Consider the following 12,473-nt stretch of genomic DNA (forward strand, 5'->3'; position numbering starts at 1 on the left):
CGCCGTGGGGTTGCTTGAGCCCTGGAGGGGGGGGGTTATTCCGGGCCCAGGGGGCGTGGGGGATGTGCCCCCAGAAACCTCAAAAAGGGAGCGATCGGCCACCTTTAGCATCCTGCCCACGAGTGGGACCCAGAACAGTGGCAAACCTCAGGCCTACGAGGGTGGGAAAAGCCTGATCTTTACCATGCCATCGCAAGCATTGCGATCTCCCTCTCGCAATTGGGAACTGCTTCGCAGCTCTTTGCAGTAACAGAGCGCTTACTTTGCTAATGTGACTTGTAACGGACAATAGATCGTTACTACCCTCTGGGTCGCGGGCAAGGATGAGATTAGTTATCTGTGGCTCCTCTCTTTTACGTCCAGGGGGATAGCCCCAGCAACCTTCTCAGGGTTATCCCCACCGAATTCCTGGTCTGGAAGGTTACAGGAAAGCCAAGCTATTGGCACGCCAGAAAGGGTGAGCGAGTGCGGCTGTCACAAGCAGATGGTTCCAAAGAGCCGGGCCAAGGGTTTGCCTTTACATCCGCCTGGATAAAGGAGAAAGGTTTTTTCACTTCCCAGGCCCAGAGGGCTGGATAGAGTGGCTTTCGGTTAAGGCGAGGTCTTTCTATTAGGTCATGGCGGCGAAGAATGTGACGTTTATTCCTAATTGAAGGTAAATGGAAAGTCTTTCTCGGCCGTAGTGAGTGGCCCAGTGAGCCTCCTTGACCTTTTTCTCTATCTGTAGAGGAGTCTGGCGTGGAAAGTGGTGGGGTTTTCGGGAGAGGTCCTTGAGGCCTTCAACCCACTTGTGGACAACTTAAGGAGTTGTTAGGTAGGGAGCGGATTGCCTTTCAGGCGGAGGGAATACCGATGGAGGTGCTCGATGACTTGCAGTCTTTCTTTCCAACAAGAAGCCTTCGTCCAGTAAATGAAACAGCAAATGGCCCAACCCCGAATTAAAGAAAACCCTCGCCATCCTTTGGGAAATGGACCAGGCCTTTCTTCTGCGCGCCAGCTTACCCCAAATGAGCCATTTATTGCTCGTACGGTCAGACGGCCTGCTACTGGCGGAAACGAACGGCCATGGTTCTCATCCCTTTGGGGACTGTTACGGAGAAGGGTGTTCAAATTGGAAATGGGACGGTGTAAAGTAGGTGCCGACACGTAATTGGCTGTCGCTTGAAAGTGGTGGTGATGAACTGGAGTATGGAGGGTGCTTGGGCGGTGGCCCACTTGTGGGCGTGGCTAAAAAGTGGTCGCTGTAAAGAGACGATTGCTCAACGCCCTCCTCCTTCCCGAACTTATATACGCCATTCGGCACACACTCCCTGACAAATCATGCATGCACTTATCTCTTTAACTATTCTACCTCGGGAGCACTGGCTTTGTTTAAAATCTCTTGGCGTGCAAAAAGGCTCCGCTTCCCGAAAGTCGCCAGGCATGGTATAATTTTCTAAATACTTCTGGGGGAGAGGCATGAGTGTTTTAGAATTTCTGTGGATTTTCTTAATCCTTATAAGCCTTAGCCCTATGGTAAAGCAACGCCTCCTGGAAATTGAACGCCATCGCCTTATCAGGCAGCTGGAAAAAAAGCGTGGCTCCAGGCTCATAACTCTTATCCACCGCCAGGAAACTATTTCCTTTTTGGGGATACCCTTGAGCCGGTTCATTGACATAGAAGACTCGGAGGAAATCCTAAGGGCTATAAGGTTAACACCCTCCGATATGCCCATTGATATAATCCTTCATACTCCAGGGGGACTTGTTCTGGCTGCGGAACAGATCGCCTTCGCTTTAGTACGCCACAAAGCCCCTGTTACTGTTTTCGTCCCCCACTATGCCCTGTCTGGCGGAACCCTTATCGCCCTGGCTGCCGATAAAATAATTATGGACGATAATGCTGTGCTGGGGCCTGTAGATCCCCAACTTGGCCAATATCCTGCTGCCTCGGTCCTCAAAGTGCTGGAGAGAAAGAACATAAACGAGATTGATGATACCACTCTGATATTGGCCGACGTAGCTGAGAAAGCGAGACGTCAGGTCTTTAGAACCGTTAAAGCGATTTTGATGGCCAACGGGTTTGATGAGGGTAAGGCTGAAAGTCTGGCGGAGGCTCTAAGTTGTGGTCAATGGACCCATGATTATCCAATAACTTTTGAGGAAGCTCGCGAGTTGGGCCTTCCTGTAAGCAATGAAATGCCAGAGGAAGTTTATGCCCTTATGAGTCTCTACCGTCAACCGGCCCAGCGTCGTCCCTCCGTTCAATACATACCAGTCCCCTATCACAGGGAAGTGGAACCGAAAGGAGGCCGCCGATGATCCCTCTCGCCGATGATATACCTTCCCGCCGCCTTCCGGTAATAACTTATCTCATAATCGCCATTAACATACTGGTCTTTTTCTTTGAGCTTAGCCTCGGCCGCTACCTGGACCGTTTCATCGCTATTTTCGGCCTTACCCCCTGGTATATAGTTAACTGGAGTAGTTACCCCTTTGTTTTCATAACAGTTTTCACTTCCATGTTTCTCCATGCCGGCTGGATTCACCTCTTTGGCAATATGCTTTACCTCTGGGTTTTCGGGGATAACGTTGAAGATGCGATGGGGCACCTCCGTTTTCTATTTTTCTACCTCCTTAGCGGCTGTGCTGCTGCTTTTGCTCAGGTTCTGGTAAACCCCTTATCCAAAGTGCCGATGATTGGAGCTAGCGGAGCGGTGGCCGGAGTGCTGGGCGCATATTTCCTTTTCTACCCAAGGGCCCGGGTAATAATGGCCGTCCCCTTTTTCTTCTACCTCCAAATGATTTCCGTCCCCGCCCTTCTGGTCCTTGGCAGCTGGTTTCTGGTCCAGCTCCTCAACGGCTTCGCCACCATAACAGCCTCTACAGCCGTAACCGGGGGCGTAGCCTGGTGGGCCCACATCGGAGGATTCGTTGCGGGCCTGGTCTTAGGTCCCATCTTCCGCAGAAGGCGTTCCGAATATCATTATGACTATGAAATCTGGAACTGAATGGCTTCTGGCCTTACTGGTACTCCTCTCTTTCTCCCTCGGAATTTACCAGCTTGATTCCCAGAGCCTTTGGTATGACGAGGGGGTCTCGGCTTACCTTACGTATTTGAGCCTTTCAGAGCTTACTCTGTGGACCGCCGAGGATATTCAGCCCCCTCTTTACTACTATCTTCTTTATCTCTGGGTTAAAGCCGCCGGCCGGAGCGAATTTTCTCTCCGTTTTCTCTCCCTCTTTTTCGGGGTTCTGCTGGTGCCAGGTATATGGGGGCTAACAACTGAATTGCTTGGAAGAAAAGCAGGCCTCCTGGCTGCTCTCTTTGCAGCTCTTTCCCCTCTCTATCTCTGGTACTCCCGTGAAGCCAGGATGTACACGATGCTCACTTTCTTTTCCGTGCTCTCCCTCCGGCTTTTCCTGGAAATCCGGGGAAGAGTTTTTTCCCCCTTAATCTTTTCAGCCTGGGTTGTAAGCCTTGTGGCCGCACTTTACACTCACTATTTTGCCGCTTTTCTTATGGCCTCTATGGCCTTCATGGTTCTTCCCCTTCTCCTGGAAAAACGAGTCGGAACAGTGGTCTATCTAATCTCAGGGAAAGGAATTGCTTTGGCTCTCTATTTACCATGGCTTCCATTCCTCTTTAGACGCTACCACGTTGACGTAAGTTATTGGGAAGGGACTTTAAAGGTGGGAGAAGCTCTGCGCAAAATCTTCATCTCCTTCAGCGTGGGGGAAACCATGCTGGAAGATAAGGCCGCACCCATAGCCTGGGCTATGGCGGGCCTTTTTCTGGTTTCGTTAATCCTTCTGGCTTTTCGTAAAGGGCAAGCAGCTCTTTTCCTCTCCTTTTACTTTTTTGTTCCCCTTATTTCTATCCTTGCTTTAACCTACCGCTCGCCCAAGTTTAACCCCCGTTATCTCATGTTAGAATCTCCTGCTTTTCTCATAACCATAGCGGGAGGACTTGTGGAGCTCTTGCGCCTCAGGCTAAAGGTTGTTTTCTTCTTAGGGCTTTCCCTCGTTCTGGTGTCCTCCCTTTTATCCGATTACAATTTATATTCTGACCCCGCCTTTACCAAAGCTGACTTTCGCGGTGTGGCTCGTTACCTTCAGAAGCATCAGCAGCCCGATGAGGCCATCATCCTCATCTCTGGCCACATGTATCCAGTCTTCTCCTACTATTTCGGGAATAGTGGCTGGACCCCTCTGCCTCCCCTGCGCATCCTTTCAACCCGGGAAGTTCTGGATTTTAGAGTGGGGGAAGACCTCAATAGAATCCTTAAAGGAAAAAAGGGGGTGTGGGTGGTGCTGTGGCAAGATGAAGTGGTGGACCCGAACAGCGTCGTGGTCAGGCTTCTGGAAAAATATGCCAGGTCTATCCCGGTGGATTCCTCTTTCTGGCACGTTCGCCTTCGCCATTACTCGATTCCTCCCGATGCCCACTTCCCTTCGTTTCCTGAGCCTGAACACCAGGTTAACGCCAATTTTGGAGGTAAGATAAAGCTTCTGGGTTATGATTGGGACGGCAAAAGCCTTACCCTTTACTGGCAAGCTCTGAGCTCTATGGAAAAAGATTATCAGCTCTGTCTCAGGGTAACTGATGAAAATGGCATCTTCTGGGGTCAGGCCGACCAGCGTCCCGCCTCTTACCTGTATCCAACTTTCCGCTGGCGCCCCGGTGAGCTAATCCCGGGCGAGGTTAAGCTGCCGCTTCCTCCTGGTGCTCCCCCGGGAAAGTATCGTCTCTTCCTGAGTTTGTATGAAACTCAGACATTACGATGGCTTGAGCTCTTGGATTCAATGGGAGCGCCGCAGGGCGTGCAGGCCTTCCTGGGAGAGGTGGAGGTTGAAGAGCTGCAAGTTCTTGCTCCAGGAGAAGCCTTGCCCCTAAGCCCCAATTTGGATATCCTTTTAACCCCTGAGATCGTTCTCCGGGGTTTCTCTCTATCTCCATCTGAAGCTTATCCTGGCCAGACCCTTACCCTTACTTTCCTCTGGGAAGTGAAGCAAAAGCCCCGCACCGATTATCAAGTTTCCATCCGTTTAAAAGACTCGGCAGGCAACGTGAAGGAGAGGCTTTGTCCTCCGGCTGGCGAAAGTTTCCCCACTTCCAGCTGGCCTTCGGGTGCTGTGGTTTTGGGGAAATGTCTGTTGAGGGTGCCTCCTTCGGCGAGTGGAGGCCCGGCCACGGTTTTGCTCCTTACACCAGAGGCTTCTTGGCCCCTGGCCACAGTGCAGGTTAGAGGGATAAAGAGAAATTTCACCCTCCCCACGCCCTCCATACCCTTGAAGGCCTCCTTCGGGAATGTAACGGAGCTACTGGGGATTGATTTATCGCCCATTCCTGCCAAGCCCGGAGAAAGGCTCACCGTGACCCTGTACTGGAAAGCCTTAGGAGAAGCGGAGAGAGCCTGGACGGTATTTGTGCATCTTCTGGGGCCAGATGGCCGCCTTATTGCTCAGGATGACAGCCCGCCTGCTCGTGGGGAGCGCCCCACCACAAGCTGGGTGGCAGGAGAAGTTATAGAGGATCAACACTTTATTGTTCTCCCTCCGGATATTCATCCCGGTCTCTACAGTCTGGAGATCGGCCTTTACGATGGCACAGCGCCGGGGATGCCGAGGCTTCCGACGGATGGTAAAGACAGTATTATCCTTAACCTTGTAGAAGTGAGATGAGGGATGCAAAGAGGATTTTTACACTGGCAATAATCGCGCTTGCTTTCTTCCTTCAAAGTTTCCTTCTGGCTCGTCCAAGCCTCTGGCATGATGAGGGCATAAGCATTTACCTGGCTTCCAAAGGCTTGAGAGAACTTTTGAAAGAAACGGGTGGGACCGATCACCCTCCCCTTTACTTTATACTCCTCCACTTCTGGATCGGATTCGCTGGCAAAAGCGAGTTTGCTGCGAGGTTTTTCTCTGTTTTTTGGGGAGTGATAAGTGTTGCCCTGGTTTATCCGTTAGGAGTGAGGATATTCAAGCCCGGGAACGCTCGGTTGGCTATGCTTCTTTTAGCTTTTTCGCCCTTCTTTATCCGCTATGCTCAGGAGACCAGAGGGTATACCTTGTGGGTTGCTCTTCTTTTAGCCTCCTTTTATTTCCTCGGGCGTGGCTGGCAAGAAAAGGCTTTTCGCTTCTGGCTTGCCTACTCCATTTCAACCCTGGGTGCGCTTTACACTCACTTTTTCTCGGTTTTCGCCCTGGCTTCTCAGCTCATTTACATCCTCCTCAGACGCTTGTTGAGGGCCGACGGACGGCTTTTCCTATGGCCTAAACGGGCTCTGGGGCTCTCTCTTTTCTCCGTAGCGCTGGGTTTTTCCCCATGGGTCCCTAATTTGCTTTCTCAGCTGAAACACAATACCACTTACTGGCCTGGGAGTTTAAACCTGGGCAAAGCTCTGCGAGAGTGGTTCCATTTCTTTGCCGTGGGGGAAACTCTTAAGGGATCCTGGGCAGAAACAGGAACAGGTCTTTTCCTGGCCTTCGTTCTGGCAGGAATGGCCGTTGCTTTACTGCGCTTCAAAAACCAGAAATATCGTTTTTTTGCCCTCGTTTATCCGACCTTCGGAATCTTAATTTTTGCTTTTTTCCTCTTCCTCGCACTTCTGACGCGTCCTAAATATCACCCCCGTTATTTACTTCCTACTTTGCCCCTCGCCATGCTCCTTTTCTCCGGGGGGATGGACTTTCTAAAAAACAAAGTCCCTCGGCTCCCACCTGTCCTGATCCTGTTTTTCCTCTGGACCAACCTTTTATCCCTGAAGGGCTATTATTTTGACCCCGCTTTTTCCAGAGATGACTTCCGTCAGGTCGTGGGTTACATAAACCAGAATGCACAGCCCGGGGATGGGATAATACTGGTAGGAGGGCATTTTCTACCGGTCTTGGAATACTATGACCGCACAGGCTTGCCCGTCTACCCGCTCCCACCCGGTATATTGCCCAGGGTGGACAAAGTTTTGACTTCCTGGGAAGCCTCAAGGCTCCTAAATGAGGTGACCATTCGTCACCGGAGGGTATGGCTTGTCCTCTGGCAGGAAGAACTGGCTGATCCCCGCCGCATAGTGATGGACCTTTTAACCACTTATTCCAACAGACTTCCCGTCCACATGGAGATACCTCATGGGCCTGCGCTTCTGCTTTTTTCCCTGGAAAACACTCCCTACTTCCCTCCAACTCCGCCGATAAGCCATCCTCTAAGGGTTAAATTTGGAGATAATATGGAACTTTTAGGCTACGATCTGGGGGGAAGCGGATGGGTACGTTACCATCACGATAAGCGCGCTTCTTTCCGCCAGGGGGAAACTATCTATATAACCCTTTACTGGAGAGCCATGGGGCCCGTAAGCCAGAACTATTCCGCTTTTACTCACCTTCTGAACAGTGAGGGGAAATTCTGCAGCGGTCTGGACAAATTGCTCGGGGATGGGTTTTACCCCACATCCCGCTGGCCTCCTGGGGAAATATACTGGCAGGATTATCCCCTTCCAATCCCCCCTGAACTTCCCGAAGGCCGTTACCTCATTGAGGTTGGCCTCTACAATCTGGAAACTATGGAGCGCCTGCCTGTGCTGGATGAGGATGGCAAAATTCTAGACAACAAGATAATCCTGGGGGCCGTGGAAGTTACGAAGTAATTGGCCGGGATATGGTCAGGGTGAAAAACGGATGTGAATTACGTCCCCATCCTGAACCACATAATCCCGGCCTTCAATACGCACCAGGCCACGGCTTCTCGCCTCAGCCCAGGAACCTGCTTCTACAAAGTCTTTCCAGTTTATAACTTCTGCTCGGATGAAGCCTTTCTGCATATCGGAGTGAATCTTGCCCGCCGCTTCCCAGGCGGTGGTTCCGTAGCGGACTGGCCAGGCTCTCACCTCCCGACGTCCGGTAGCGGTGAAAAAGGTTATGAGCCCCAAAAGTTTGTAGCCTGCTTTCACCAGTTTATTTAACCCCGGTTCTTCAAGCCCCAGTTCTCTAAGATACGCCCTGGCTTCTTCTTCCGGCCAGCGGGCAAGTTCTTCTTCAAGAGTTGCACACAGGACCACCACTTCTGTCCCTTCCTCCAGAGCTTTTTGCTGCACCCTGGAGGCCAGTTCTCCTCCATCGGGGAGCTCTTCCTCTGAAACGTTAGCTACAAAAATCCTGGCTTTGCCGGTTAGGAGGTTAAGCTCTCTCACCAGGGCTTGCCCTTCTTCTCCATCCCAATTCACAGCTCTTCTTCCCAAGGCTAAATGCTCATGCAGGCTCTCCAGGAGCTCAAGGGTTTCTTTAAACTCCCTGGGGTGAGCTTTGGCTGCACTCCTCACCTTTGCCAGGCGGTTCTCCACCGTTTCCAGATCCGCCAAGGCCATCTCCGTATCCAGAACTTCTATGTCCATAAGGGGGTTGATCTCCGGAAAGGGATGGGGAACATCAGGAGCGTGGAAGCAGCGCACAACCATGGCGATAGCGTCTACGTTTCGTATGTGTCCCAGAAACCTGTTCCCAAGCCCTTCCCCTTTGTGAGCACCCTTCACCAGGCCCGCTATGTCCACAAATTTAATAGTAGCCGGGGTGATGGCCTCAGGTTTAACCACCTCCGCCACGGCCAGAAGCCGCTCATCGGGCACGGCTGCTATCCCGATATTGGGTTCGATGGTGGTGAAAGGATACTTAGCTACTGCTGCATTAGCTCTGGTTAAAGCGTTGAAAAGGGTGGATTTCCCGGCATTGGGAAGACCTACAATCCCTATCTCTAAACTCATGATTCCTCCGGAAACTTTGTCCTGTAAGCTTTGGGAATAGCCAGAAAGAAAGTGCTTCCCTTGCCTGGCTCGCTTTCAACCCATACTTTCCCCCGATGCTTTTCGGCTACAGTCTTCACCAGGGCTAGGCCAAGGCCGCTGCCTCTTATGCCCAGGGCTTCTGCCTCCTTCCCCCGATAGAATTTCTCAAAGATGCGCTGTTGCTCGGAATAGGGGATTCCAATGCCTGTGTCCTGCACTTTGAGCACCCAAAACCGACCGGCATCATCCACCGAAATGGTAATTTTCCCCGGGGCTGGGGTGTATTTTACAGCGTTGTCCAGGAGGTTAATTATCGCCCTCTTTACAAATTCCCGGTCGCCTGTAAAGGGGTAGGCTTCGTCTAACTTTACCTCCAGGGATAGGCCTTTCTCTTTAGCTCTTTCGGCTACCTCGGCTATGGCTTCTTCCACCAGGGGGCCAAGCCAGCAGGGGGCATATTTCATTATCCCTGCTTCCATTCGGCTTATATCTAAGAAATTTCTTACCAGCCGGCTCAGATGCTCCGCGTTCCTCATCAGCCTCTCCACGATTTCTCTCTGCTGGTCATTCAGCTCCCCGAGCTCCCCCAAGCTCCTAGCATAATCCCTGATCAAAGTAAGGGGGGTGTGGAGATCGTGGAAAGCGATCTCCAGAGCTTCCGCTCGCGAACGCTCGGCTTCTTTAAGGATGGTTATATCCCTCATGGCGATAACCCAACCCCGAAACTTTTTGTCATCCAAAAGAGGGGAGGCTTTAGCATGGAAGGTTATTCCCTGGGGAACAGGAATTTCAGCCTGGAAGGGAGTCCTGGCTATTTTTAACTGTTCCAGGAATTCTTTCCAGGGCTGATCCCTCAGCTTTTCAGCCAGAGGCAAGCCCCGGGAACTTTCCAGCTTTATCCCCAGAGCTTCTTCTGCTGCCGGATTCAGGGTCACCAATCTTCCCAGTTCGTCCAACACTAAGATAGGGTCGAGGGCACTCTTGAGGATAGCCTCCAGATAGGCTTTTTGTTTTTCAAGCCCTTTAAGAAGTTTAATGTTTTCAGCCATAACTGCAAGCTGACCTGCTACGGTGTTTATCAGGCTCAATTCTAAAGAGGAAATCTGCAGCGGATGGGAAAAAGTGAACCAGAGGACCCCGTTATGCAGGGGTATACCTATGACAGACCTTGCTCCTATCTCGTGGAGAGTCTCTCGCAGGACCAGAGGGGCCTCCCGGACAAACGGTATGACTACAGGTTCCTTCTGCATTAAAAGGAGTCTGGAGCAGGCGCTTGGGGGCTGATTTTTCTCTTCACGCCATATCCTTCCCATAGCCCAGAAATTATCCACAAGCCCATTTTTTTCCACGATAACGAAAGCTACCCCAGCTGCTTTCGTTAGTTGCCGGAGGCCCAGAAGAAGAATTTCTATGCCCCTTTCCAGTTCCGGAGTTGAAAGAGCTTTCTGGCTTACCCTGAGGAGGGCATAGGATTCATCAATTCTCTGTTTGAAGTATTGACGCATCCTTTCCAGAGCTCTGGCCAGCTTTCCAATTTCGTCTTCCCTTGCCAGGGAGAGGCTTTCGTCCAAATGGCCGCCGGCCAGCCTTACGGCTCTTCGGGAAAGCTCTTCAAGAGGCTGAATGAGGCGAAAGGTGAGGATTGAGACTATGAGCATGACAGGCAACAGGATAAAAAGTTGGGCCAGGGCGAAAAGGGCCATGGATTTACCCACTCTACCTGCAATTTCACTAAGGGGGACAAAAACCAAAACCTTATCCCCCTCCAGAACGAGTTTATCTCCAAAGTCCTCTGAAATCCCTGCCGGACAGAGGATATAATTGCGCTCTTTATCCACCAGACACATGTTAGAGCTCACAGCTGGCACTCTTATCAATAACCTATCGGGCCCCAGATTGCGGATTAGAGAAAAAGCCCAACCACCCTCGTAGGGGTAAGGTCTTGAGAAAGCCCAAGCATTAGAGATAGCCTTTTCCTCTTCAGGATAAAGAATCTGTCGCGGGTCTCCGGGCTGGATAGCCAGACAGGAGAGGGGGCAGAGGGAAGCGATGGCTCTGGTTCGTTCGGATGGGGGTAAAGAGATAAGATAATCGGCGAGGATTTCTGCCTCTTTAAGGGATGATGTTAGATAAGAAAGCTCCTGGGTTAAGCCTTCAGAAGCTTTCCTGAGCTCATCCTTCGTCTTCACCAGGGTTACAGCGGCTATGGAAACAAGAGAAACTGCAAGGGATAGAACGAGGAACCAGGTGGCAAAGGCCAGAGAAATGCTTCTGGCCACTGGGGAAACCCTATCGGAACGAGGGGGAGGGGGCTTATAAAGGGGGGAGAGGTGGAAAATAGAGGCCCATGCCAGGACTGCCACCAGGGGGAGAAAAAAGCTTCCCAGGGAAATTAATTTCCCCTTTAAGTATAGTTCGGGGATAGAGGCGAGCGCAAAGGCCAGAGGCGATGGCCACGCTATAAGAGAGGCCAGAACTGAGGCCACCTCCGGTTTTCTGAGCAAACGGGGCATGGGATCAGAATAACCGAGGGTCATGAGGAAGCCCACCAGGCAACCGAAGAGAACTTCACCCCCAGCGGTAATCCAAGGCAATTTCCCTGTCAGCGAGCCTGTTAACCCTCCGGCCAAAGCCACCACTGCGGCTGACCACACTCCATCAGCAGCGGCCAGAATAATGGGCAAAGGGGCCAGAAAAGGGGTCAGCGAAGGAAATAGATTTAGAGCGGCACAAACAAGAGCCAGAGGGATAACTTTCACTCTTAGCTTTATAGCCGAGCGCCTGAGGTAAAGCGTGGCAACTATGACGATGGCATAAAAAGACAGGATGAGCCATTCCCATGCTTTTAAAGAATGGAGCTTAAGATCCATGCCCCGGCGCCTCTGGGAAAAGCTTCAAATTTATTCTAACATTTAAATCCAGGCTGAGCAAGCTTCCGAGTCAGGGTTCAAGGCACTGGCATAGCTCCGAAGGCTCAGCGAGGGAATGCCCCACTTGACTTAGAACAAATGTTCTTATATAATATCCCCAGAATAAGTTAGGAGGTGAGGCTATGACCTTAAAGGGAAAAACCCTTGAGATCTTTAACTTCATCCAATCCAGCCCCCACCCTCCGACTATAAGGGAAATCCAGAAAGAGCTCAAAATCAAATCCACCTCCACCGTCCACTACCACCTCTCTATCCTGGAAAAATCAGGCCTTATAGAGAGACAGAAGGGAAAGGCCAGGGGAGTTATCCTTAAAAGGGATAAAACCACATCGGTACCAATCCTGGGCTTCATTTACGCCGATAGGCCTCTACCAGGCCCGGAGTCTCCCCCTGAAGAGTTCCTTCCCATACCTTCTTCCTTCCTGAAAAACGCCAGAAGCCCCTTTGCCCTGAGGGTTGTCGGGGATTCCATGATGGATGCAGGAATCCATGATGGGGACGTGGTAATCCTCGACAGGGTCTATGAGGTCAGAAACGGTGATATGGTGGCCGCCTGGCTCAGGGGGAGGAACTTCACCACCCTGAAAAGGTTCTTCAGGGACGAAATGGGGGTCACCCTCAAGCCGGAAAGCCCCTTCTTTAGGGAGCCCATAAGAATTGAAGGAGAGGAGCTCGAAAACCTTGAAATCCAGGGCAAGGTCCTTCTCGTAATTAGGGATATGAGCTATGAGGGGAAACCTTGAGCTTCAGGCCCGGAAGATAGAGATGGTCCTTGCTTCCCACAGGATAA

Annotated in this window: 7 protein-coding genes; 5 read left to right on the forward strand and 2 right to left on the reverse strand. The window is 51.4% G+C overall.

Annotation, left to right across the window (positions count from 1 at the left end; genetic code table 11):
* The first annotated feature begins 1,458 nt into the window (after positions 1–1,458).
* Genes NZ653_09195 through NZ653_09210 form a run of 4 tightly spaced genes read left to right on the forward strand, consistent with a single transcriptional unit; the run spans position 1,459 to position 7,622 of the window.
* Positions 1,459–2,301 carry an enoyl-CoA hydratase-related protein gene (locus tag NZ653_09195; protein MCS7287296.1) on the forward strand — a complete coding sequence of 281 codons (843 nt, stop codon included), beginning with the start codon at positions 1,459–1,461 and terminating at the stop codon, positions 2,299–2,301.
* Entirely contained in the window at positions 2,298–2,990 is a 693-nt protein-coding gene (locus NZ653_09200) for a rhomboid family intramembrane serine protease (protein MCS7287297.1), read from the forward strand. Before NZ653_09195 ends, NZ653_09200 begins: the two co-directional genes overlap by 4 nt.
* Entirely contained in the window at positions 2,968–5,664 is a 2,697-nt protein-coding gene (locus tag NZ653_09205) for a glycosyltransferase family 39 protein (GenBank protein ID MCS7287298.1), read from the forward strand. The genes NZ653_09200 and NZ653_09205 overlap by 23 nt, the downstream gene beginning before the upstream one ends.
* Positions 5,661–7,622: a glycosyltransferase family 39 protein gene (locus NZ653_09210; protein ID MCS7287299.1), complete on the forward strand. Its 1,962-nt coding sequence runs from the start codon at positions 5,661–5,663 to the stop codon at positions 7,620–7,622. Before NZ653_09205 ends, NZ653_09210 begins: the two co-directional genes overlap by 4 nt.
* A 15-nt stretch (positions 7,623–7,637) precedes the next feature.
* Here the strand turns inward: NZ653_09210 and ychF are convergent, their stop codons facing one another.
* On the reverse strand, positions 7,638–8,732 hold the full coding sequence (gene ychF / locus NZ653_09215) for a redox-regulated ATPase YchF (protein MCS7287300.1): 1,095 nt from the start codon (positions 8,730–8,732) through the stop codon (positions 7,638–7,640).
* Positions 8,729–11,623 carry an ATP-binding protein gene (locus NZ653_09220; GenBank protein ID MCS7287301.1) on the reverse strand — a complete coding sequence of 965 codons (2,895 nt, stop codon included), beginning with the start codon at positions 11,621–11,623 and terminating at the stop codon, positions 8,729–8,731. The genes ychF and NZ653_09220 overlap by 4 nt, the downstream gene beginning before the upstream one ends.
* A 182-nt stretch (positions 11,624–11,805) precedes the next feature.
* Here NZ653_09220 and lexA point away from each other — a divergent pair, with 182 nt between their 5' ends.
* The gene (lexA, locus tag NZ653_09225) at positions 11,806–12,426 is read left to right on the forward strand and encodes a transcriptional repressor LexA (GenBank protein MCS7287302.1); all 621 of its coding nucleotides are present in this window, start codon (positions 11,806–11,808) and stop codon (positions 12,424–12,426) included.
* Positions 12,427–12,473: the final 47 nt, after the last annotated feature.

The organism is Anaerolineae bacterium, from assembly GCA_025062375.1.
GTDB lineage: Bacteria > Chloroflexota > Anaerolineae > SpSt-600 > SpSt-600 > SpSt-600.